Here is a 24635-nt window from a genome sequence, read left to right as displayed (position 1 = left end):
CAATAGCGTAAAACCTGTGTTAGCAACAGTAATTTATTTTTTTATTTCTAATTGGATAATTTCTTTTATTTCTTTTGCGCCTGATAAATTAGGATATTTATTTATTACATTATCTAAATCTTTAATCACTTCTGTAAAGACATAATTTGGGTTGTTTTGTTTTTTTATTAATGTTATTGCGTTTATGTATATATCCATCGCTTCAGTTTCACGATTTAATATTAGTAAAGCAAGCCCTTTGTTTGCATTTACCCAACCTAATTGAGAATATTCATTAGCCTTGTCCGAATATTCAATACATTTTTGAAAATCACCATTTTCGAATTGTTTCCATCCTAATCCACCATATAATTCAGCTTTTTTTTCTTCATCTGATTTTTCTACTATAACTTGAGTTTTTACAATAGCAACAACTTCAATAGTTATATTAATTCCATCAAGAGAACTCGGGTTTTTTAATCCTAAAAAGACTGTTCCTTTTGTTATGTCGTTAATTTGTACGATTGCTTGTTTTGTGTTTTGAACAGTACCTTCCATAGTGTAAGAATATGAACCTCCAAAAAGATTTAAATCTTCTTTTGCTAGAAACTTATCAATATTTGCTCTATCACATAAATATATATCTGCTGAATTTGTTCCAGCAGGAATTTCAATTGATTTCATTACTTCTTTAGTAATTCCCGTTGAAGTTAAAGCTGTCCCTATTACATTTGTTTTTGAAGCTAACATTGCTGCAATTTGGGTTGCCAAGTTTAAATTTTTTGTTCCGCTTACACCTGGACTTGTTGTAAAACTATAATACCATTCCACTGTATTTTGTGGTAAGTCAATTTTGATGTATTCTCTCGATTTTCCACCAGCGGCAGATTTCATACCTCCATTTAATGAAATTACTCTAGGTTTTATCAACTGCACTGACTCAAACTTTGTAATTATTTCTTGCGAAAATAAATTTAGACTGATGAATAATATAAAAAATGTAATAAGTTTTCTTTTTTTCATAGTTTTTTCAATTATTGTTGCTAACGTTATGTGGCTTGCTTTCAGTGGCGTTGAACCAACACCAAGCCATTACAAATATAATAAAACATTCCATTCAGCAGTGGATTTTCCGTAGGAAAATCCGGAAGTAGCCATTGAAGCAAACCGCTGTTAGCAAACGGTTTTATATAAATACTCCAATGATTATTGTAATCAACATTATTATTAAAATTATTTTCAAAAATTTAGATAGTTTGTTAACTATTCTTTTGTTTTTTAAATTTTCACCATTTATTTCCCATTTTAAAATTTGAAAAGGTTCAAATTGAGAAAATGAAAATAGTTTTGTAAAGTTTAAATGTCCATGAATATCTGGTTTTTCATTTTTTAGTATTAAGTAGTTAATAAAAGCGATTAAAAAGTATACAAAAATTGAAGCAAAAAATTGAATTCCTAATAAAATATCTAAATCTGTCATTTTAAATTATTAATGTCCAAACAGGAATAAAAGTTAATATTAAAGTAATAATAGATAAAATAATACCAATTTTACCGCTTTTATTTTTTTCGCGCATAGATTTTATTCCAAATAAGATTCCGAGTATGGCTATTCCTACAGCTATTAGTTTGTAAGATTTTCCAGTTGTTACAATTGTCGGTTCTATTAAAGAGCTGCTTTGAATTTTTAAAAATTCTGTTTGGTATAATTCATAAGTTTGATAATTAAACCAAATTATAAAAAGAATTCCTAAAGCTCCTAAAATAATAGATATTGTTCCTGATTTCATTTTTTTCTAAACTGTTTGCTAACGTTCTGCGGCTTGCTTTCAGTGGCGTTGAACCAACACCAAGCCATTACAAATATAACAAAACATTCCATTCAGCAGCGGATTTTCCGCAGGAAAATCCGGAAGTAGCCATTGAAGCAAACCGTTGTTAGCAAACGTATTTTTTAAAATGTTGGATATAATTCATTATTTGAAATGGATTAATATCGTATTGTTCTATTTTTAAAGTTATATTTTGATTTTCATATTTTAAGTTCAATAAAACACCATTTGCAGAAAAAATCAATTTTTCATTGGTAATCTTTGACCAATTCATAATCGCATTATTGTCAATCTTCATTCCAGATTTATCTAATACTATTTTAATATCATTATCTTTTTTTATTCTTTGAAAAAAAAATCCAAATAATAAAAAAAATACACCAAAAAGAGCATATTCAAACTTGATTTGATATGCTGCATAAATAAAAAATAAAATTGAGATTGCAATAAACAAATAATATAAAATATTGAAATACTTTTTATTTGATTTTATTGTCAAACAGTCTTCATATTTATAGTTTTCAAAATAATTTTTATTTTGAGTTTTTAATATACATTCGATTTCTATCCATTTTTGTTTTGATTGTTTTGTAAATAAAAATAAATTAATGTTTTCAAATTTATTTTTACTAATAATGAGATAAAATAAAGCTTGTTCAATTAATTCATGCCCGTTTTCAACTTTTAAAATATTTTTTAGTAACCAATTTGTAGAACTAATAAAATAATAACAAATACATATTAATAGCGATAATAAAAGTGAAATTATGTTATCAATTTTTAAATAATTAAAGACCATAAACATAAAAAAGAATAATAAAATTGCTCCGTAAAAGACAATAATTCTTCCTCTTAAAATTATTTTATCAATATTATTCATTTAGTTTTTTTACGTTTTTTGAACATATGTTTGCTAACGTTCTGTGGCTTGCTTTCAGTGGCGTTGAACCAGCACCAAGCCATTACAAATATAACAAAACATTCCATTCAGCAGCGGATTTTCCGTAGGAAAATCCGGAAGTAGCCATTGAAGCAAACCGCTGTTATCTCTATAATAATTCTGCAAGTATCCTTTTGCACTTAAAGTACTGTATTTATTGACTTTATAAAAAACACTAAAGCAAATTTAAGCATAAAAAAGCATCAAAATACTTGATTTGTTGTACCAATTGTTGTACCTTAGTACTCCGTTGCACTAGAATGAAATGCTAGTAAAATCAATACTTTCACTCGTTTGCACCGCTTTACAAATATAGTATAACATTTCTAATATTCTATAATTATGGCATCCATTAAATTAATACTACGCACCAACCAGAAAGATCAAACAGGTAAAAGCCCTTTGTACATTAGAATTATAAAAGATAGAAAAACGAAATTTATCACTGCCGGACTCAAGCTTAAAGAAAGTGATTGGGATGAAGCAAAGCAGAGAGTTAAGAAAAGCTATCCTAATAGCGCGCGAATGAATGCTGCACTTGCTCAAAAAATTGCCGATGCTGAAGGACAAGTTGCCGACATGGAGCGTAAAGTAAAAACCGTTTCCATTAAAAAACTAAAAGAAGCCATAAAAGGTAAAGAAGTGCCTAATTTCTTCGAGTACTCACGTAAACATTGTGAACGAATTAAAAACAACGTATCAATTTCAACCTATAAAAATTACCATGCCTATTTAGATAAGTTCGAAAAATGGGTAGGAACTAAGGAGGTTTATTTTGATGACATTACAGTTTCATTATTGATGGATTACATGAGTTATCTAAGCAACGAACTAAAAAACGGAAATACAACACAACGTTATTCCATTATGATATTGGCGATTATGTTCAAAGAAGCTATCAAAGAAGATTTAATTCCGGAATACATGTATCCGTTTAGTAAGTTGAAATTAAAGAAAGACCCAAGCAGAAGACAGTTTTTAAAGAAAGAGCAATTCGAAGCGATTATCAATTATAAACTAGATGAAAAATCAAAAGCGAGTGTATATCGTGATATGTTTATCTTTTCAATTTTCGCTGGAGGATTACGATTCAGTGATGTATTAGAATTTCAAGTAAAACACTTCAATGAAGAAGAAAGAAGAATACAAAAAGTAATTCGTAAAACAGGAAGAATGCATCAGTTTAAAATAGGTCAGTTAGCATTGGACATCATCAATAAATACAAAAAGGAAGATGCAGAACAAGACGACTTTATATTTCCTGTAATCACAAATAAAGAGCTGTATTTAAAGAATGATGAATACCGTTATACTTTTATAGAAAGTGCCAATAAAGCAGCTAATTTTCAATTACAGCGCATAGCAAAGAAATTAGAAATTCCAGTAAAAGTAACATTTCACATAAGCCGCCACACCTTTGCAACCAATGCTTTAAACAACGGAATGAGAATTGAGCACGTTTCAAAACTTATGGACCACCGCGATATCAGCACAACCCAGGTATATGCTAAAATCATTTCAGAAGAATTAGACAAAGCGGTTGACAACTACATCTACTAAAACAGAACGAGAGTAATTACTTCAAAAAACTACTCTCGTTTTCTTTTTCGAAGGTAAATTTTACTCTTTTTTACTCTCGAAATCCAAAACCCTAGCAAATACAAGCCTTCGCAAAATTGTTGAAAACTTGTACGAAAAACAACGCAAAACGGTACTGAATTTGTTCTAATTTTAGGCATCCCAAATAGTAAAAAACTTCCAAAATCATATTGAAATTTACTTGAAGTATACCTGAACTTCAAGCAACTAAATCATTTCAAGTCGTGACATTGGAAAAAGTGTAACCAAATAACAAATAATGAACAAATTTAACACCGGCAAAAAACGTGAACTTGAAAGGGCAAAACATCAAAAAATCATTGTTCTCAGAATGGAGAACCATCGACACAGCACAAAGTGCAGCTTCTATTTTTGACATTACTCACGACCAGGAACCCACACTGGAAAACTATTGTATTGCTTTACTCGAAAAAGTATTTACAATCCCACAATCCCAACTACCCGAATTCATTAACTACCAACTCCAACTTGCCCAAGACGGAAATACTTGGTTAAACAAATTCGAAAAATTATTAGCCAACAATGAAGAACTATTCTTTAGCCAAAAGGCACTGAGTAGATTCAACAAATTGTACAACATCATCGAGAAAAAACGAACAGAACTGCAATCTTCGAGCGTAAAAGAAACCAAACAAGTTACTCCAAAAAGGTTAATCAATGCCGAATCGGAAGATCGATATTTTTCATTTTTTGAAATCAAACATCAGGTTGAAAAAATGGAATCGTTCAATGAACAAATCTTGTTTTTAAACGAAGAAATTTTCGAATACCGACAAGCTGACATCATTTCAATAAACAACAAGCTGCAAGCTTATGACCAACAATGCGTTCAATTCATTGAAAAATTACAAACGCTTCGTAAAATGCGTTCAGAAATTGAGAAAGAAAAAGAACTAGAACTGGAGAAAAAACTAACCACTAAAAAACTGAAATTCAACGGAAATCTAAATCAATTAGTAGACATATTCTACCAACTAAGTCGGGAATTATTTGTTGATGGAAAATCATTTATTGATGCTTCCAATGGCGAAATAGTAAATATGATAGTTAACAACTTCATCGATAAAGACAACAACGAAATAAGTCCCCAAACAGTCGAAACCATCCTCAAACCATCACGAGGCGATAAAAGACCTAAGACCCACAAACGAATAGACCTCGATAACTTCCTCTAAAAAATAATAGTCCCTTGGGACCCGATTGGGACTAAGGGACTTTTTTTTACTTCACAATTTTGCTCCATAAACTTTTAAAAACTACGAAAATGGAAGCAATTATTTTAACAAAAGACCAGTACAACGACTTAATGGCAAAATTAGACGCAATTCAAAGCCAACTAAACACCAAGCCAGACCCAAAGAAAGAAACCTTCTTAGACAATCAAGAGTTCATCATGCTCATGAAAATCTCCAAACGCACAGCTCAAACTTGGAGAGATGAAGGTAAAATTTCATTCAGTCAAGTAGGAAGCAAAATCTACTACAAACTTTCTGATGTTGAAAAACTGCTACAAGAACACTACAACAAATCATTCAAAGGAAAATAGTATGAACCAGTGCAACGGAACATGTGAGGTATGTGACTGTAAAACAGGAACAACCACAAAAGCTATTCACTAATCACTTTTCACTAATCACTCAAACATGATAACAATCTTCAAAAACTTCAACGAAGTAATAGAACACAAAACAATTCCCGAAATCCTGCACGAAATCAAAACAGGAAAGTACAGACCAGGGATAACCTATTTGCGTAAATCATTAGCCGAAAACAAACTAGAAGCCTATGAAAAAGCAAAAAAATCATTGCCTGCATTCACACCTTCAGGAAAATTTGTAGGTGGAAGAAAAATGGAATTTCTGGAAGCATACTCCAATTTCATTATCTTAGACATCGATAAATTAAGTCAAACCGATTTACAAAACGCAAAACATAAAGCCAACCAATCCGAATACACCTATGCAAGTTTCATAAGTCCATCAGGCAATGGATTAAAGATTCTAGTAAAAGTAAACACCACAAAAGAAGACCACAAAGAAACCTTTTTGGCAATCCAAAAACACTACGAAACCCTATTAAACCATGAAATAGACAAATCCGGAAAAGACATAACCCGACTATGTTTCTACTCATTCGACGATAACCTCTATCAAAACGAAGCTGCAAAGACATTTGTCACAAAAGAGCAAAATGAAATGCTGTCATCCCGAGCGGAGTCGAGGGGCGAGATGAGTTTGAGCGGAACAGCCTCAAACCAATCTAGTCAAACTGAGCCTGTCGAAGTGCCTCAACCGCCAACTGCGACTGCGACTGCGACTAACAGCGAAGCTGTGTACAATCACTGCATCCGCTTCACCGAAAAAAAAGTGCAATTCGCGACAGGTAGCCGAAATGTATTCGTACACCAACTCGCGTGCAACCTAAACCGAAAAGGCATTTCATTAAACGAAGCACTAAGCTTCATACTAACAGACTTTGGCTATGATGAAAAAGAAGTAACACAAACCATTCACAGCGCCTACGGAAACATTCACGAATTTGGTAAAGATGAAAACTTTGAAACGAAAAGAAACACTAAAAGTAAATCAAAAAACGCTGTCATTCCGAGCCATGCCGAGGAAACTCCTTCGCAGAAGGCTAACATCGATGAAATCGATGATGACAAACCAAAACCAACCCAAATCGACCGATTAGAACTATTCCTATCCACAAGATATGTATTTCGGCACAACATGGTTTCAGGCAAGTTAGAGTTTCAGTATTTCGGCAAAAAGAAATGGCATGTAATGAACGACTTTATAGAAAACTCAATTCTTCGCGAATGTTTAAAAGGAAGAATCAAAACAAACCTTTCTTCTTTGCGAAACCTATTGTATTCCGATTTCTGTGAATTGTACAATCCATTCGAAGATTACTTTTATAATTTACCATCGTATGACGAAAAAACAGACTATATTTTAGAATTGGCAAATACGATAACTACAACAAAACAAGACCTTTGGCAAGAGTGTTTTAAAAAATGGATTGTAGCAATGGTCGGTTGTGTATTGGATGACAAAGTAATCAATCACACAGTTATTGTATTCAGCGGAAAACAAGGATTAGGAAAAACCACTTGGGTAGAAAAACTAGTACCTAGAAATTTAAAAGAGTATTTGTTCTCTGGAACCATAAACCCGAACAACAAAGACACTTTAGTGCAACTTTCAGAATGTATGTTAATCAACCTGGACGAATTAGAAAATCTAAACCGTTCCGAAATTGGAAGCTTAAAAGAAATCATTACAAAGACACAAATCAGAATGAGAAAAGCCTACGGACACAACAACGAAACCATGCCAAGACGCGCATCATTTGCCGGAAGTGTCAACACAGCGCAATTCTTAAACGACAGTACAGGAAGCAGAAGATTTCTTTGTTTTGAAGTAGAAAACATCCAATACCAACACGAAATCAACATTGACAATGTATTATCACAAGCCTTGTATCTATTCAAAACAGGATTTAGATATTGGTTCGACCAAGAAGAAATAAAAAACATCACCGAAAACAACGAACAATACCAACTACGAAGCCCAGAAGAAGAATTGCTTTTAACATGGTTTGAACCTTGCGACAGAGAAAATGCCACACATTATCTAAACGCCTCACAAATAGCAGCAAAACTAGCCGAAAGAGCAAAAATCACCATCACCGATGGAACCATAAACAAAATCGGAAAAGCTTTAAAAAAGCACAATTTCACAAGACTAATGCGAAAAGGAAGTCCAGTCTACGCAGTAAAAGAATTCACCTACGAAGAAGTAGATCAAACTAACCGACAATCCGAAATATAAACTCAAAAAAATTAAAAGTGGTAAACGCAAGTTGCCACTTTTTTTCTGATCACTGATCACCGACCACTGACCACTTCAACAGAGGGTGTAAGGGGTGTAACCAAATTTCCACACAAACATTTTGAGTTTTTTTACTTTTCAAATTTTCTAGCAACATCAGCACAATCAAAAGCAAATCAATAAACTGCTATGTGTAATTTGCACCCAATTCCTCAAATAAATCCGTTTTTTTTATTTCTGAAAAAATAAAAATCTTTTACACGTTTTTTCCCTACACCCTACACCCTGCTTTTTTTTTCTTTAATTTTCATTATTTTTTATTCAAATACGTTTTTCCTCATTTTTCTTTCAATTGCTTTTCACTATATTTACGAATTAATAAACTTACAAAAATACAATGGCCAATTTCGAGCAAACATTCAAAAACATTGACGACTTACTATATAAAGATTCAGGAGCAGATTCAGAAATCGATTATATCGAGCAAACCTCTTGGGTATTGTTTTTAAGATACTTAGATAGTTTTGACAAAAACCGCGAAGACGAAGCCATACTAGAAGGAAAAAACTATACAGCAATCTTAGAACCAAAATTCCAATGGGAAACTTGGGCAGCTCCTAAAAATGAAAAAGGAGAAATCGACATCCACAAAGCACTAATCGGACCCGATTTAGTAAAGTTTGTAGAATTCGAATTATTCCCATACCTAGCAAGTTTCAAAGAAAAACACATCGATAATCCAAAAACCATCGAATATAAAATTGGCGAAATCTTCTCCGAGTTGAGCAACAAAATCAAATCGGGGTATAACATGCGTGAAATCATCAACATGGTCGACGGTTTACCATTTGGAACCAGTGTAGACAAACACGAATTATCGCATTTGTATGAAACCAAGATTAAAAACATGGGTAATGCCGGTCGTAATGGTGGACAATATTATACACCACGACCATTGATTCGTACGATGATTAAAGTAATGAATCCAAAAGTTGGAGAAAAAATATACGATCCTGCTTGTGGTTCTGCAGGTTTCTTGTGTGAAGCGTACGAGTATTTATATGAGAAAATGGAAAAAACAGCTGCCAATTTAGAGCAGTTGCAAGACAATACATTCTTCGGAAAAGAAAAGAAAAACTTAGCCTACATCATTGGAACGATGAACATGATTTTACATGGCATCGAAGCACCAAACATTGTGCACACCAACACCCTTGGCGAAAACATACGTGACATTCAAGAAAAAGACCGTTACGATATCATCCTAGCTAATCCTCCATTTGGAGGAAAAGAACGTATCGAGGTGCAACAAAACTTCGACATCAAAACAGGAGAAACAGCTTTCTTGTTCATGCAACACTTTATTAAGTCATTAAAAGCTGGCGGTCGTGCAGCGGTAGTCATTAAAAATACGTTTTTAAGTAATACTGATAATGCTTCGGTAGCTTTACGCCATCACTTATTAGAAACCTGTAATTTACACACCATTCTCGACATGCCTCAAGGAACGTTCTTAGGGGCAGGAGTTAAAACAGTAGTATTGTTTTTTACGAAAGGCGAACCAACAAAAAACATTTGGTACTATCAATTTGATGCAGGTAGGAACATGGGAAAAACCAACCCATTAAACGATAATGATTTACAAGAGTTTATAGACTTACTAGCTACAAAACCCGAAACTGAAAAATCTTGGAATGTCACACTGAGCGCAGTCGAAGTGTCTAATTACGACCTATCCGTTAAAAACCCAAACAAACCAGAAGAAGTGCCTCTACGTGAACCAGCACTAATTTTAGAAGAAATGCAAACCTTAGACGAGGAAACCAATGAGATTTTAGGAACTTTAAATGAGTTGGTGTAATGAGAAATGATATGAATTGGGAAAATAAAAAATTAGGTGAAGTTTACGATGTAAGAGATGGAACTCATGATTCACCAAAATATATAGAAGTTGGTTATCCATTAGTAACATCAAAAAATCTTAAAAATGGTGAGGTAAATTTTGAAAAAGTAAAATTTATTTCTGATACTGATTTTATTAACATAAATAAAAGAAGTAAGGTTGATAAAGGTGATGTATTATTTGCTATGATTGGAACAATTGGTAATCCAACTTTAATTACAGAAGAACCAAATTATGCTATAAAGAATGTTGCTTTATTTAAAGTAGGAAAAGAACAAAATGGACAATATTTAAAATATTATTTAGAATCAGATAGTGTTGTTTCTAAAATGTTAGAAGATGCAAAAGGGACAACTCAAAAATTTGTAGGATTAGGCTATTTAAGAAGTTTCGAAATCCCAATCCCAACCCTAGAAGAACAAAAAGCCATAGTAGCCAAACTAGACCAAGCTTTTGCAGCCATAGACCAAGCCAAAGCCAACATTGAAAAAAACATCGCCAACGCTAAAGAATTGTTTCAATCTAAATTGAATCAAATTTTTTCTCAAAAAGCTGAGGGTTGGGAGGAAAGAACATTGCAAGAATTATGTGAAAAGATTACTGATGGTAGTCATAATCCACCAAAAGGTGTTGAAAAAAGTAGTTATTTAATGTTAAGTTCAAAAAATGTATTCGATGATTCAATAAATTTTTCCAACCCAAGATATCTTACTAAAGAAGATTTTATATCTGAAAATAAACGAACTGATGTAAAAGAGAACGATGTATTATTAACTATTGTAGGTACAATTGGTAGAGTTGCTGTGGTTCCGAGATTGGATAATTATTTTGTATTGCAGAGAAGTGTTGCAGTTTTAAAACCTATACCTACTGAAATAAACTCAAGATTTTTAAAATATACTTTGAGAAATGCAATTGTTTATTTACAAGAAAATTCAAGAGGGGTAGCACAAAAAGGAATTTATTTAAATCAGTTAAAACAAATAAATCTTTTCATTCCAAATCTATTATTACAGCAACAAATAGTCACACAACTTGATCAATTGCAAGAACAAACCAATTTATTAGTAACCAAATACCAACAAAAACTAGCTAATTTAGAAGAACTCAAAAAAAGTATTTTAGAGAAAGCGTTTAAAGGGGAGTTAGTTTAATTATTATTTAAAACAGATGAAGAACTATTTCAGAGTAATATTAGGTGCTAAAAGTAAATTTGCAAAAGAATGTTATGACAATGGTTTCATAGGAGCTGATTATGGTATAAATCAAGATTTAACCAACGAACTAACAGATAATTGGCGTGATTTTAATGAAAAATTTCGTGATATTTGGTTACAATCTCATCCTGATAAAACTAAAGTTGCAGCAGGTTTAGCATGCGGAATGTTATGGACAATATCGAAAGGATATCAAATTGGAGATATAGTACTTTGTCCTGATGGTAATGGTAATTATTATGTCGGAGAAGTAACTTCGAGTTATAGCTATCATCCAAGTCAAAACTTGCAACATCGAAGACAGGTAAAATGGTATTCTATTTTGATTGAAAGAGCTGCTATGTCTCAGTCTTTGAAAAATTCTACAGGATCAACAGGTACTTCTGCAAACATTACTCAATATGCTGATGAAATAGAAAGTTTAATAGGTAATATTAACAAACCTGTAATTATATCGACAGATAGTACAATTGAAGATACAACTTCCTTTGTATTAGAAAAGCATCTAGAAGATTTTCTAGTTCAAAACTGGAAATCAACGGAACTAGGTAAGAAATATGATATTTATGAAGAAGACGGTGAATTAATAGGACAACAATTTCCAAGTGATACTGGTCCATTAGATATATTAGCAATCAGTAAAGATAAAAAAGAACTTTTGGTGGTCGAATTAAAAAAAGGTAGAGTAAGTGATAATGTGGTAGGACAAATTCAGCGATATATGGGGTTTGTAAAAGAAGAACTAGCTGAACCAGGACAAAAAGTTAAAGGTGTAATAATAGGTTTAGAAGACGATATTAGAATAAAAAGAGCTTTATCAGTTACACAAAATATAGAGTTTTATAAGTATAAAATAAGTTTCAAATTAATCAAGTAAAGATGAGAAACGAATCCGAAACCCGTGCCGAATTAATTGACCCACACTTGCAACAACAAGGCTGGTCTATTGTTCCTGAAAGTAGAATTCGCAGAGAATATCCCATTACAAAAGGTCGCCTTATTGGAAGCGGTAAACGTGCCATGCCTGATAAAGCCGATTACATTCTGCAATTCAACAATCGTAATGTAGCCGTTTTAGAAGCAAAAGCAGAAGGCTGCTACTATACCGAAGGTTTGGCACAAGCTAAAGATTACGCTACTCGTTTAAATTTGAGATATGCCATTTGTACTAATGGTGTAAAATATTACATGGCAGACCTTCAAGGAAATGAAGGAGACATTACAGAAGTACCTACACCAGAACAATTATGGGAAAAGTTGTATGCAGTAGAAAAAAAGAAAGATCCAGAAGCTTTCAATTGGGAACAACGCTTTTTTAATGTACCCTTCGAAACCAAAGGAGGAAGTTGGGAACTACGTTATTACCAACAAAACGCCATCAATAAAGTATTGAAAGCGGTCGCAAACGACCAAAAGAAAATATTAATCACATTAGCAACCGGTACAGGAAAAACAGCCGTAGCTTTTCAAATTGCATGGAAATTATTCCAAGCCAAATGGAACATCAACAAAGATGGAATCCGTAGCCCAAGAATTTTATTCCTTGCCGATAGAAACATTTTAGCAGACCAAGCCTTTAATGCTTTCGGTGCTTTTGAAGATGATGCCTTAGTTCGTATTAAACCTTCAGAAATTAGTAAAAAAGGAAAAGTACCAACAAACGGAAGTATCTTTTTTACCATTTTCCAAACCTTTATGTCAGGTGAAGAACCTAATTTCGGTCAATATCCAAAAGACTTCTTCGACTTTATTATTGTAGACGAATGTCACCGTGGTGGCGCTAATGACGAAAGTACCTGGAGAGCTATTTTGGAATATTTTGAACCTGCAACTCAATTAGGATTAACCGCTACACCAAAACGCGATGTAAACGGCGATACCTACAAATATTTTGGTGAACCAGTTTCTGTGTATTCATTAAAAGAAGGAATCAACGATGGTTTCTTAACACCATTCCGAGTAAAACAAATCCAAACCAATATCGATGAATACCAATTTACTTCAGATGATGATGTAATATCTGGAATGGTAGAAGAAGGAAAAGAATATACAGAAAGCGATTTCAACAGAATCATTACAATAAAAGCCAGAGAAGAATACCGAGTAAAGGAATTTTTGAAAATGATCAATCAAAATCAAAAAACCTTAGTTTTCTGTGCTACACAAGACCATGCTTTAGCGGTAAGAGATTTAATCAACCAACACTGCGAAAGTAAAAACCCAAATTATTGTCAAAGAGTAACAGCAAACGACGGTGAAATAGGAGAAAAACATTTAAGAGATTTCCAAGACAATGAAAAATCGATACCTACAATTCTTACTACCTCACAAAAGTTAAGTACAGGTGTAGATGCTCCCGAAATTCGCAATATTGTTTTAATGCGACCAGTTAACTCTATGATTGAGTTCAAGCAAATTGTAGGACGTGGTACACGTTTATTTGAAGGGAAAGATTACTTCACCATTTACGATTTTGTAAAAGCCTACAAACATTTCAATGACCCAGCTTGGGATGGCGAACCAATAGAACCAGAACCAAAAGAACCTCGAGGACCATTAAAAGAATGTTCAGTTTGCGGTCAAAAACCATGTATTTGTCCAAAACCAGATAAAGAACCATGCGAAATGTGCGGTTACATCGATTGTCGTTGCGACAATCAAAAAGAAATAATCGAAGTAGTATTATCAGATGGAAAAGTTCGTCAGTTACAATCTATGACAACTAGTACTTTTTGGAGTCCAGATGGTAAACCCATTACAGCAACAGAATTCTTAAAAACACTATACGGTTCAATTCCTGATTTATTCAACTCAGAACAAGATTTAAAAACACAATGGAGTGTTCCTTCAACAAGAAAAAGTTTATTAGAAAAACTTTCTGAAAAAGGTTTTACAAAAGAGCAACTATCAGAATTTCAAAAAATCCTGCATGCAGAAAACAGTGACATATACGACGTATTATCTTATGTAGCTTACCAATCAGAAATTCTAGAAAGAGAACAACGAGCTGCTAAAATGAGAGAACATTTCGCAGCGTTAAATGCCAACCACCAAGAATTTTTAGAATTCGTATTAAACCAATACATACTAAACGGAGTGTACGAATTAGACGATGAAAAATTAGGGACATTCCTCCAATTAAAATACAAAACCATCGCTGATGCAAAACCAATCCTTGGAGATTTAAAAACCATCAGAAATAATTTTATAGAGTATCAAAAGTATTTATACGTTTAAATGAAATAAATCAATGAAGAAGGAAATTACTGTCCAAGTTGTAGAAATAAAACCTTGGCTTTCAGAATTACAATGATTTAGATAAAGTGATTTAATTACCTCATTCACCTGCACAAAAACCGTCTTTAGTACAGGTATTCCTAAAACGTTGCTGCCGGTTGCTTCATAGCCTGTCCTGAGCTCAGTCGAAGGGTTAATTAACAATAATAAAAAGAGTAGTTACTGGAAAATTTTTGCAAAAAACAGGTCTATAATGGAAAATGCAATACTATTTTCCACTAAAAAGTACATGTAGTGGAAATCAAAATCAACCAACACTGCATTTATAATGGAAAATTTTTGCAAAAAAACACTCTTTAGTGGAAAATAAGAACTAATTTTGAGTTTCAAAAGCAATTATAATGGAAAATAATATCCCAATCCACTTACAAGAAATCATTTTTGCAACAAGCGATACTGCTTTAAATAGGCAATTAAGTAAATTGGAAAAAGAAGGGCAAATTAAAAAAATTGCACCACGTATCTATTCTTCAAATCTTAATGAATCAGAAGATATAATTATTAAACGAAACATCTTTTCCATTTTGGGTAAGTTGTATCCAGGAGCGGTGTTAAGTCATCGTTCTGCTTTAGAATTTAAACCAACAGCGGCTAATCAAATTTTTGTTACCTATACCTATACCAAAAAAATTGAACTTCCTGGAATCACAATTCGTTTTATGGAAGGAAGCCCTGCAATCGAAGGCGATAACCCATTCGCTGGCGAATTATTTGTAGCGCAACAAGAAAGAGCTTTTCTAGAAAACATGCAAACGTCTCGACAAGTAGGACCAACTTCCAAAACACTTACATTACCCGAAATCGAAAACAAACTAGAACAAATTGTTCAAGTAAAAGGAGAAGAAGGGCTAAATAAATTCAGAGACAAAGCCAGAGAAATAGCAGAAAAACTGGAAATGCAATCGGAGTTTGAAAAACTAAACAAACTAATAAGCGCTTTATTAACAACAAAACCTTCAAAAATACTTACTTCACCAATTGCTGTAGCAAGAGCATTAGGAAATCCATATGACAAACACAGAATAGAGTTGTTTGAAAAATTATTCATAGAATTACAGCAACAACCCTATAAAGACCGAAAAGATATAAATACAGAAACAATTGCGTTTAGAAATTTTGCTTTCTTTGAAGCGTATTTTTCAAATTATATCGAAGGAACTATTTTTGAAATAGAAGAAGCCAAAAGTATCATTCAAACAGAAACACCAATTCCAAATCGTGATGAAGATTCACACGACATTTTAGGAACCTACAAATTAGTAAGCAATCAAAAGGAAATGGCTACAACGCCATCAAATCCAGAGGAATTGTTGAATATTTTACAGTACAGACATCAAATACTTTTAGCAGCTAGAACCTCAAAAAAGCCCGGTCAATTCAAAGATAAAAACAACCGTGCGGGAGAAACACATTTTGTTGACCATACCTTAGTAAGAGGAACTTTAATAAAGGGGTTTGACTATTATCAAGCATTACAAGAACCATTTGCCAAAGCAGCTTACATCATGTTTATGATAAGTGAAATTCACCCATTCTTAGATGGAAACGGTAGAATAGCAAGAGTAATGATGAATGCCGAATTAGTGAAAGCAAACCAAACAAGAATCATAATTCCAACAGTCTACCGCGATGATTATTTGGGAGCATTAAGAAGACTAACAAGAAACGATGATCCAGCAGTGTATATAAGAATGTTACAAAGAGCACAAGAATTCAGCGCAACATTAGTAGCTAGTGAAATGGAAGCATTAGAAAATCAGCTTACCCAAAGCAACGCCTTCAAAGAACACGACGAAGCTAAACTGAAAATTATAACATTTTAACACTCAATGGTTTCCATGAATAAAAGGTCTATGCCAAGATGAAAATAGTAGTATCGGTTGCTTCATTTCGCTAATTTTACTAAAACTAAAAACTTTTGATTATGGAAAATCCTTTTGAGTTAATCATGGAAAGATTAGATAGAATTGAAAAAGCAATATCAAATCTAAAAACAGAAAATAGTATTGTAGCAGAATCCAAACCAATGAATTTGAAAGAAGTGGTTGCCTATATGGGTACTTCTACATCTGCAATTTATAAGTTAACATCAACTGCAGAAATCCCACATTACAAATTAGGTAAAAAGCTATTTTTTAAAAAAGAAGAAATAGATGAATGGATATACGCAAATAAAGTCAAAACAAGACAAGACATAGAAAATGAAGCCAATGAATACATTGCTCGAAAAAGAAATCCTTTCAGATAAACGTAATGCTATTTTGAAATAGGAACGCTTCGCTGAAGTAGTTTCACCCACCCAGTCCATGGTTTATCCTGAACGCAGTAGAAGAATATCCGATTGTCATCAAAACTTTTTACCAAAAATAAAGGATTATATAAATAGATTAAAAAGAGTTAGGTTAGACTTTTTAAAATTAACACTATGTTTTGATTTTTTCCATACTTTTGTAAAGATGATAAAAAAGCAAATCTATATTTACTTTCTTTTTTTAGCTTGTTCGCTACAATTAGGACATAACCTTTTTCCGCATACACATGCAGAAAAACATCATCATCACCATGGAGAAAAACATCATCACCATCATCATGAAGAAGAACATAATGATGACGACAGTTTATCTCATATTTTCTCCCATTTTAATCACCACTCAGATACTTTATCGAACTCTCATGTAGAGGAAGTAACTAAAATTATTAAAAAGGTTTCAAATGAAGTATTGGTATTTGAAATACCTTCAAATTGGAATCTAAACTTTACTATTCACAATAAAAAAGAAGTCGTTCGGAATAAAGAACCACTCATTTTTATTTCACCCCATTTACACTCCTTACAATTTCGTGGCCCGCCCACACTTTTTAGCTAAACTATTCATTATTTGAATTACAGGACACTTATTGCCTATTCTGGGCATTAAGTTATTTTCATATATACTAATTACTAAAAACTAAAACAATGAAGAAAGTATTGCTTTCAATGGCTGCTGTAGCATTTTTATTTACAGCTTGTAACGGTAACAAAACCGAAGAACACGGACATGATCACACAGATGGAACACACCAACACGCTGATGGTGAAGAGCACGCAAATCACGAAACGGATTCAGTTTCTCAAGAAGAATTTACTGTTGGTAAAGATAGTGTTGCTACAGAAGAAGCACACGACCACCAACACGAAAATGGCGAAAAACACGACCATTAATTAATTTCTGATGCCCATGATATCAATCATTATGGGCATCTTCTAAATGATTAAAATATATGAAAATAATAAATAAAATACTGCTATTGAGTTTATTCTTTATAGGATTTACAAGTTGCAATAACAAAGAAGAAGCTGAGCACGAGGCTCATTTAGAACCTTTAGCTTACACCCTTTACACTGAAAATTCAGAACTATTTGTTGAATTTAAACCTTTGATTGTAGGCGAAACTTCAAAGTTTGCAGCCCATTTTACAGTTTTAGGCGAAAACTTCAAAGCTTTGACTGATGCTAAAATTACAGTCAGTTTGATTGTAGATGATAAAGGCATTAAAAATTCAGTTGATACACCAAGTTCTCCTGGTATATTTCGATTGGCTTTAAAACCAAAAACTGCTGGAACAGGAACATTAGTTTTTGACATCGTTACTAAAGATTTTACCGATAAAATTACCATAGAAAATGTGGTGGTCTATCCTGATGAAAAAACAGCTTTAGCCAAACAAGCGCCTCATTCAGAAAGTACAGATGTCTCTTATCTAAAAGAGCAAGCTTGGAAAGTTGAATTTGCTAATCAAGCAATTAAAAAACAAACGTTTAATGATGTAATTAAAACTAGTGGTCAAATTCTTTCTGCTCCTGGAGACGAAATGATTGTTACAGCAAAAGCTAGTGGTGTAGTTGTTTTTTCAGGTAAAAATACCATTGTGGGTTCGGCTGTAAATTCAGGCAACTCACTTTTTACCATTACGGGAGCTGATATGACAGAAAGCAATATTGATGCTTCTGTGAAAGATGCTAAAGCTATTTACTTAAAAGCTAAAGCGGATTATGAGCGTTCTAAATTATTAGTGGCTGACAAAATTGTTTCGGAGAAAGACCATCAACAAGTGAAGCTGCAATTTGAAAATGCACAAACTGCCTACAACACCGTTTCTAAAAATTACAGTGGAAAAGGTCAAAATGTGTTAGCCCCAATGTCGGGTTTCGTTAAAAATATTTTAGTTACAGAAGGACAATTTGTAGCTTCAGGAACTCCGTTAGCCACTATTTCAAAAAACAAAAGATTATTGGTGCAAGCGAATGTTTCTCAAAACTACTTTAGCAGATTATCAAGTATTACATCCGCTAATTTTAAAACACCTCAAAGCGATGTGGTGTACAATACAACTGCATTAAACGGCAGAATTGTTTCTTATGGAAAAAGTGCTTCGGCTTCAATACCATTTATTCCAGTAACTTTTGAAATCAACAATGAAGGACAATTAATTTCAGGTTCTATTATAGAAATTTATCTTAAATCTTCTCCTATTGCAGATGCTTTAGTTGTTCCGGTTTCGGCTTTAATTGAAGAACAAGGAATTTTCTATGTGTATGTGCAAACAGGTGGCGAAAGTTTCCAAAAAAGAGAAGTAAAACTTGGTGCAAGTGATGGCTTAAATGTACAAGTTTTGTCTGGGATAGTTGAAAATGAAAGAGTCGTTACCAAAGGTAGTTATCAAATTAAACTCGCTAGTGCTTCTGGTACAATGCCAGCTCACGGACACGAACATTAATACGTAACTTATGCTAAATAAAATAATTAAATTTTCACTACAGAATCGGTTTTTTGTAGTGATAGCATCAGTTTTACTGCTGATTTTTGGTAGTGTAGTTGCTTCAAGAATGGAAGTAGATGTATTTCCTGATTTGACTGCTCCAACGGTTGTAGTCCTTACAGAAGCTCACGGTATGGCTCCTGAAGAAGTAGAAAAATTAGTTACATTTCCTATTGAAACTTCCGTAAATGGTGCAACTAATGTAAGACGTGTTCGTTCGTCTTCCTCAGCTGGAATCTCTATTGTGTGGGTTGAATTTGAATGGGACACAGATATTTACAAAGCAAGACAAATTGTAAATGAGAAAATTACTGCTGTTGCTGAAAAATTACCTCAAGGTGTTGGAAATCCTACAATGGGTCCACAATCTTCTATCATGGGAGAAATTATGTTGGTCAGTGTAACAGCAGATAAAACATCTCAAATTGATTTAAGAACCATCGCCGATTGGACAATTCGACCACGATTATTAGCAACAGGTGGCGTTTCTCAAGTGGTTGTTATTGGTGGAGAATTCAAGCAATATCAAATATTAGCTTCTCCCCAGAAGATGAATTATTACAACGTTTCACTTAATGAATTATTAAAGGCAAGTCAAGAAGCCAATGGTAATTCTTCAGGTGGTTTTATGAATGAATACAACAATGAATATATTGTTAAAGGAATTGGTAGAACTTCTGATATAAATGAACTTGGGAAATCGGTTATCAAAACGGTTAACGGAAATACGATAAAAATTGAAGATGTTGCTGAAATAAAAATTGGAGCTACTTTAAAAATTGGTGATGGTTCTTTGAAAGGAAAACCTGCTGTGATTATGACAGTTATGAAGCAACCTTCAACCAATACTTTAGAACTTACTGAAACAATTGATGCCTCGATTGCTGATATCCAAAAGAACTTACCAAAAGATGTCCAAATTAATACTAAAATCTTCCGTCAGGCGGATTTTATCAATGCTTCTATTAGTAATATTCAAAAAACATTATTGGAAGGAACTGCTTTTGTAATCATCATTCTGTTTTTATTCTTGATGAATTGGAGAGCTACATTTATATCGTTATTGGCAATTCCAATTTCATTAATTGTTGCGATATTAACTTTAAAATGGCTTGGTTTTACCATTAATACTATGAGTTTAGGAGGTATGGCAATTGCTATTGGTGATTTAGTAGATGATGCCATTATTGATGTAGAAAACGTGTTCAAGCGACTCAAAGAAAATGCCTTAAAACCAAAAGCCGAACAAAAAGACAAAATAACCGTAATTTTTGATGGTTCGTTTGAAATTAGAAGTTCAGTTATTAATGCAACTTTTATTATTATCGTTGCCTTTTTACCGCTGTTCTTTTTATCAGGAATGGAAGGCAAATTATTAGCACCGCTTGGAATTGCATTTATAGTGGCATTATTTGCTTCGTTAATCGTTTCAATTACTCTTACGCCAGTATTAGCAAGTTACTTACTGACTAACGATAAAATGCTTTTAAAACAGCACAAAGAAAGTTGGTTAGTAGAACGTTTGCAAAATGTATATGCTAAGGCTTTGAACAAAGTAATGGAAATGAAAAAAGCAGTACTGATTATTGCCGGTGGATTATTCTTGGTTTCCTTATTAGTAATGAGCCAATTGGGAAGAAGTTTTCTTCCCGAATTTAATGAAGGTTCCTTAGTAATTAGCGCTGTGAGTTTGCCTGGAATTTCATTAGAAGAAAGTAATAAAATCGGTACTCAAGTTGAAAAAGCATTGCTTTCTGTACCTGAAATTAAAATCACCACTCGACGAACAGGAAGAGCCGAATTAGATGAACACGCACAAGGGGTAAACGCAGCAGAAATTGACGCTCCTTTTACTCTTGAAGAAAGAAGTCGTGATGAATTTATGGCTGATGTTCGTGAAAAATTATCAGGAATTACAGGTGCAAATATAACTATTGGGCAACCCATCGGTCACCGTATTGATCATATGTTATCAGGAACTAGAGCGAATATTGCTATCAAAATTTTTGGTAATGATTTGAATAAACTTTTTACGCTTTCCAATGAAATAAAAGCCAAAATTCAGAATGTGGAAGGATTGGTAGATTTGAGTGTGGAGCAACAAGTGGAAATCCCACAAATTCAAATAAAAGCGAAACGTGATGTGTTAAACCAATATGGAATTACAATTGGTCTGTTTAATGAGTTTGTAGATGTAGCTTTTGCAGGTGAAAAAGTATCTGAAATTTATGAAGGTAATAAAACCTTTGACTTGATACTTCGTTTTGATGATGCTAATAAAGGTAAAATCGAGAACATTAAAAACGCGATGATTGATACACACGATGGAAAAAAAATACCGTTGTACTACGTTGCAGATGTAGTAAGCACTTCAGGACCAAATACAATCAATCGTGAAAATGTGCAACGTAAAACGGTGGTTTCTGCCAATGTTTCGGGTCGTGACCAAAAAAGTGTAGTAGCGGATATTCAGAAAATCATAAATGAAGAAGTAAAACTACCTGAAGAATATCATATCGAATATGGCGGACAATTTGAAGCCGAAGCGGAAGCCTCAAAAACATTGGTATTAACTTCACTTATTTCATTATTGGTAATCTTCTTAATTCTATATCAAGAATTTAAAAAGGTTAAAACCGCTTCTATCATTTTGTTGAATTTACCTTTAGCCTTAATTGGCGGTGTTTTCAGTATTTATTTTACGAGTGGCATTTTGAGTATTCCAGCAATTATTGGATTCATTACGTTGTTTGGTGTTGCCACCCGAAATGGAATTCTATTAGTATCCCATTATGAAACGTTAGAAAAAGAAGGATTATCTCTTTATGAAACCGTAATTCAAGGTTCAAAAGACCGTTTAAGTCCCATTTTAATGACCGCACTTACAGCAGGATTGGCTTTAATTCCGTTAGCAATTGCAAGTGATTTACCTGGAAATGAAATTCAAAGTCCAATGGCGAAAGTTATTTTAGGAGGCTTATTGACTTCTACTTTATTGAACATTTTTATTGTTCCAGTAGTGTATTATTTATCTAATCGAAAAAAAGAAACAAATGAAAAATAGTATAATCCTATTTTTAGTAACGATGTCTTTTGGTTTGGGATATGCTCAATCTAATATTGAAAATATCTTAACTGAAATTGCTAAAAACAACAAAACCATACAAGCCAATACGAGCTATTGGAATGCTCAAAAAGTACAATACAAAACGGGCAATTCGTTATACAATCCAACGGTTGAATATGACTATTTAAAAGGAAGTCCAGCCGAAGCAGGAAATCAAACAGATATTATAGTAACGCAATCTTTTGATTTTCCAACAGTGTATGGAAAGAAAAACCAACTAGCAAATCAATTAGGTATTCAAGCCGATTTACAATTGAAAGCGGCTAACCAAGAGTTACTTTTAGAAGCCAAAAAGATTTGTATTGAATTGGTGTACCGAAATAAATTGCAAATTCCTTTAACCAAAAGAAAAGAAGCAACAGAAAAATGGTTGGCACATTTTAAGAAGAAATTGACCACAGGTGACGGCACTATTTTGAATGTAAATAAAGCAGAAATTCAATTGTTAGAAATTAGAAAACAGTTTCAAGACAATGCTTCTACCATCGCAAAACTCAACGAACAACTTACAAGTCTAAACGGAGGAATTGCAATACGCTTAACAGATGTTGGGTATTTTGAAACTCCTGTTATTGCTGACTTTGAAACATTCGTAAAAGAAGTTGAAGCACAAGATTACATTAGAAAAACGTTAGAACAAGAAAAAGTAATTACTCAAAAACAAATTGAAGTAAGCAAAGCATTAGCCTTACCGAAAATGGAAGTTGGGTATCATTACCAAGGCATTTTAGGCCAAACCTATAACGGAATTCATACTGGAGTTGCTTTACCGCTTTGGGAAAGTAAAAACACCGTAAAACTTCAAAAAGCCAAAATGACTTTTGCAGAAAGTGCTTTAAACGATCATAGTAATTTATACTATTATGAAATAAAACAAACTTATGACCGTTATGAAAGTTTGAAAAGTATTTTAACTGAATACGAAAAGATAAATAAATCGGTGGAACCAATACAATTATTGGATAAAGCCTTATCAGCTGGACAAATTTCGGTTTTAGAATATTTTGTAGAATTAAATTATTACAATGACTCGCAAAATTCTTATTTAGAAATAGAAAAGGAATATTATGATGTCATTGCCACACTATTAAAACACAAATTGTAAGTTATTAATTCAAGTAAAGCACCCATTATTTCGAAAGGATTTAATGGGTGTTTTTTATTTGAATCATATTGGTAAATTGAAATTTTAAAAAAAGAAATACATCAATAAAAACAGGAACGCTTCGCTAAGTTATTTGCGCCCACCCAGTCAAACGCTCCCCACCGCACTAGTGGTATTTTGTGTGTTTTTAGCACTTGTTTTCCCCAAAGTAAGTCAATAAAAAAAGGCTCCCTGTTTTCAACTAAAAAGCACAATTCCGTTAACCGTCATCCTGAGCTTGTCGAAGGGCCCTCGCGCACAGTCCGCCTTTTTTTATCCACTTACACCCAATACAAAAACAAACGCTAAAAACACACAAAAACCACTCCCAAGCTATTATTACATAATAAACCTTATAATTCATTCCCAACACCCCACGCAGTCCCCCTGAAAGTTATAAGGGTTATTATGTAAAATATCCGCTCCCAGCCGCACCCACCCGAAGAATAATAGGAACGCTACCGCTAACGTAATTTTCATTGTTTTTTGAAGATGCTTCCCATTTCCAGTTCACGCACACCACTGAACACTAAAAACTGAATACTGAACACTTTCAAAGCATCCTCAAAAATCAAAATACTACAAGAGTGTGTTTTTCTTTTTTCTCATCTTCACAAAGAAACATTGTCAAACCGAGCGTAGTCGAGGTCCTCCAGTAAAAAAAAGAAAACCACACCCTTGTTTAACAGTCCCGATTTAACACCCCTAAATCACCATTTCTTAAGAACATTTGAGGTAAACATTTTTACAAAAAAAAGGATTAAAAAGAAGCCAAAGGTTTGTTCCGGGTATTCAAAAAAGCAAGTTCAAGCCTTCGGTTCCGGATAAAATCTCCACCCATACATTTTCAAAACCACAACATCCACTTAGCGTTTCCACAGACGCATATGGGTAGTATTTTACCCGTAAAACTTGCTTTTTTGAAACCCTCCACAAGGCA

The 24635-nt window shown here is 33.3% G+C and carries 18 protein-coding genes; 15 read left to right on the top strand and 3 right to left on the bottom strand.

Annotated features, from left to right (window positions below):
• Positions 1-33: 33 nt before the first annotated feature.
• From M9Q43_RS13000 to M9Q43_RS12990, 3 genes are all read right to left on the bottom strand, one after another.
• Positions 34-1002 (bottom strand): hypothetical protein, encoded by a 969-nt coding sequence (locus M9Q43_RS13000; protein ID WP_262319299.1) that lies wholly within the window; start codon positions 1000-1002, stop codon positions 34-36.
• A 458-nt stretch (positions 1003-1460) separates the two neighbouring features.
• The gene (locus M9Q43_RS12995) at positions 1461-1769 is read right to left on the bottom strand and encodes a hypothetical protein (protein ID WP_262319298.1); all 309 of its coding nucleotides are present in this window, start codon (positions 1767-1769) and stop codon (positions 1461-1463) included.
• A 148-nt stretch (positions 1770-1917) separates the two neighbouring features.
• Entirely contained in the window at positions 1918-2691 is a 774-nt protein-coding gene (locus M9Q43_RS12990; RefSeq protein ID WP_262319297.1) for a hypothetical protein, read from the bottom strand.
• A 402-nt stretch (positions 2692-3093) separates the two neighbouring features.
• Between M9Q43_RS12990 and M9Q43_RS12985 the strand changes: the two genes are divergently transcribed.
• The 15 genes from M9Q43_RS12985 to M9Q43_RS12915 all read left to right on the top strand — a co-directional run bounded on the left by M9Q43_RS12985 (position 3094) and on the right by M9Q43_RS12915 (position 23656).
• Positions 3094-4311, top strand: a complete 1218-nt coding sequence (locus tag M9Q43_RS12985; protein ID WP_231834652.1) for a site-specific integrase — start codon at positions 3094-3096, stop codon at positions 4309-4311.
• A 332-nt stretch (positions 4312-4643) separates the two neighbouring features.
• On the top strand, positions 4644-5546 hold the full coding sequence (locus tag M9Q43_RS12980) for a hypothetical protein (protein ID WP_262319296.1): 903 nt from the start codon (positions 4644-4646) through the stop codon (positions 5544-5546).
• Between the two features lie 89 nt (positions 5547-5635).
• Complete coding sequence (locus tag M9Q43_RS12975; RefSeq protein WP_153200096.1) at positions 5636-5917, top strand: helix-turn-helix domain-containing protein; 282 nt, start codon at positions 5636-5638, stop codon at positions 5915-5917.
• A 97-nt stretch (positions 5918-6014) separates the two neighbouring features.
• On the top strand, positions 6015-8207 hold the full coding sequence (locus M9Q43_RS12970; RefSeq protein ID WP_262319295.1) for a VapE domain-containing protein: 2193 nt from the start codon (positions 6015-6017) through the stop codon (positions 8205-8207).
• 397 nt (positions 8208-8604) lie between these two features.
• Entirely contained in the window at positions 8605-10068 is a 1464-nt protein-coding gene (locus M9Q43_RS12965; RefSeq protein WP_262319294.1) for a class I SAM-dependent DNA methyltransferase, read from the top strand.
• Entirely contained in the window at positions 10068-11264 is a 1197-nt protein-coding gene (locus M9Q43_RS12960; RefSeq protein ID WP_262319293.1) for a restriction endonuclease subunit S, read from the top strand. The genes M9Q43_RS12965 and M9Q43_RS12960 overlap by 1 nt, the downstream gene beginning before the upstream one ends.
• 16 nt (positions 11265-11280) lie before the next feature.
• Positions 11281-12204 (top strand): endonuclease NucS domain-containing protein, encoded by a 924-nt coding sequence (locus M9Q43_RS12955; RefSeq protein ID WP_262319292.1) that lies wholly within the window; start codon positions 11281-11283, stop codon positions 12202-12204.
• A 2-nt stretch (positions 12205-12206) separates the two neighbouring features.
• Positions 12207-14564 carry an EcoAI/FtnUII family type I restriction enzme subunit R gene (gene hsdR / locus M9Q43_RS12950; protein ID WP_262319291.1) on the top strand — a complete coding sequence of 786 codons (2358 nt, stop codon included), beginning with the start codon at positions 12207-12209 and terminating at the stop codon, positions 14562-14564.
• A gap of 401 nt (positions 14565-14965) precedes the next feature.
• A complete protein-coding gene (locus M9Q43_RS12945) occupies positions 14966-16447 on the top strand; it encodes a Fic family protein (protein ID WP_262319290.1) in 1482 nt (493 codons plus the stop codon).
• Positions 16448-16548: 101 nt separating this feature from the next.
• On the top strand, positions 16549-16872 hold the full coding sequence (locus M9Q43_RS12940) for a helix-turn-helix domain-containing protein (RefSeq protein ID WP_231834738.1): 324 nt from the start codon (positions 16549-16551) through the stop codon (positions 16870-16872).
• A gap of 58 nt (positions 16873-16930) precedes the next feature.
• Positions 16931-17491: a hypothetical protein gene (locus tag M9Q43_RS12935; RefSeq protein WP_262319289.1), complete on the top strand. Its 561-nt coding sequence runs from the start codon at positions 16931-16933 to the stop codon at positions 17489-17491.
• 89 nt (positions 17492-17580) lie between these two features.
• Positions 17581-17826, top strand: a complete 246-nt coding sequence (locus M9Q43_RS12930) for a hypothetical protein (protein ID WP_262319288.1) — start codon at positions 17581-17583, stop codon at positions 17824-17826.
• Between the two features lie 59 nt (positions 17827-17885).
• Complete coding sequence (locus M9Q43_RS12925; protein WP_262319287.1) at positions 17886-19382, top strand: efflux RND transporter periplasmic adaptor subunit; 1497 nt, start codon at positions 17886-17888, stop codon at positions 19380-19382.
• Between the two features lie 10 nt (positions 19383-19392).
• A complete protein-coding gene (locus M9Q43_RS12920; RefSeq protein WP_262319286.1) occupies positions 19393-22488 on the top strand; it encodes an efflux RND transporter permease subunit in 3096 nt (1031 codons plus the stop codon).
• Positions 22478-23656: a TolC family protein gene (locus tag M9Q43_RS12915; RefSeq protein ID WP_262319285.1), complete on the top strand. Its 1179-nt coding sequence runs from the start codon at positions 22478-22480 to the stop codon at positions 23654-23656. The genes M9Q43_RS12920 and M9Q43_RS12915 overlap by 11 nt, the downstream gene beginning before the upstream one ends.
• Positions 23657-24635 lie beyond the last annotated feature (979 nt).

The organism is Flavobacterium odoriferum, assembly GCF_025499515.1.
GTDB lineage: Bacteria > Bacteroidota > Bacteroidia > Flavobacteriales > Flavobacteriaceae > Flavobacterium > Flavobacterium odoriferum.
This window is presented reverse-complemented; position numbering and strand designations above follow the sequence as displayed.

Coding starts and splice junctions, on each gene's coding strand:
- M9Q43_RS12915 (WP_262319285.1), top strand. CDS start 22,478: ATGAAAAATAGTATAATCCTATTTTTAGTAACGATGTCTTTTGGTTTG.
- M9Q43_RS12985 (WP_231834652.1), top strand. CDS start 3,094: ATGGCATCCATTAAATTAATACTACGCACCAACCAGAAAGATCAAACA.
- M9Q43_RS12935 (WP_262319289.1), top strand. CDS start 16,931: ATGGTTTATCCTGAACGCAGTAGAAGAATATCCGATTGTCATCAAAAC.
- M9Q43_RS12925 (WP_262319287.1), top strand. CDS start 17,886: ATGAAAATAATAAATAAAATACTGCTATTGAGTTTATTCTTTATAGGA.
- M9Q43_RS12920 (WP_262319286.1), top strand. CDS start 19,393: ATGCTAAATAAAATAATTAAATTTTCACTACAGAATCGGTTTTTTGTA.
- M9Q43_RS12945 (WP_262319290.1), top strand. CDS start 14,966: ATGGAAAATAATATCCCAATCCACTTACAAGAAATCATTTTTGCAACA.
- M9Q43_RS13000 (WP_262319299.1), bottom strand. CDS start 1,002: ATGAAAAAAAGAAAACTTATTACATTTTTTATATTATTCATCAGTCTA.
- hsdR (WP_262319291.1), top strand. CDS start 12,207: ATGAGAAACGAATCCGAAACCCGTGCCGAATTAATTGACCCACACTTG.
- M9Q43_RS12975 (WP_153200096.1), top strand. CDS start 5,636: ATGGAAGCAATTATTTTAACAAAAGACCAGTACAACGACTTAATGGCA.
- M9Q43_RS12970 (WP_262319295.1), top strand. CDS start 6,015: ATGATAACAATCTTCAAAAACTTCAACGAAGTAATAGAACACAAAACA.
- M9Q43_RS12960 (WP_262319293.1), top strand. CDS start 10,068: ATGAGAAATGATATGAATTGGGAAAATAAAAAATTAGGTGAAGTTTAC.
- M9Q43_RS12995 (WP_262319298.1), bottom strand. CDS start 1,769: ATGAAATCAGGAACAATATCTATTATTTTAGGAGCTTTAGGAATTCTT.
- M9Q43_RS12930 (WP_262319288.1), top strand. CDS start 17,581: ATGAAGAAAGTATTGCTTTCAATGGCTGCTGTAGCATTTTTATTTACA.
- M9Q43_RS12955 (WP_262319292.1), top strand. CDS start 11,281: ATGAAGAACTATTTCAGAGTAATATTAGGTGCTAAAAGTAAATTTGCA.
- M9Q43_RS12990 (WP_262319297.1), bottom strand. CDS start 2,691: ATGAATAATATTGATAAAATAATTTTAAGAGGAAGAATTATTGTCTTT.
- M9Q43_RS12965 (WP_262319294.1), top strand. CDS start 8,605: ATGGCCAATTTCGAGCAAACATTCAAAAACATTGACGACTTACTATAT.
- M9Q43_RS12940 (WP_231834738.1), top strand. CDS start 16,549: ATGGAAAATCCTTTTGAGTTAATCATGGAAAGATTAGATAGAATTGAA.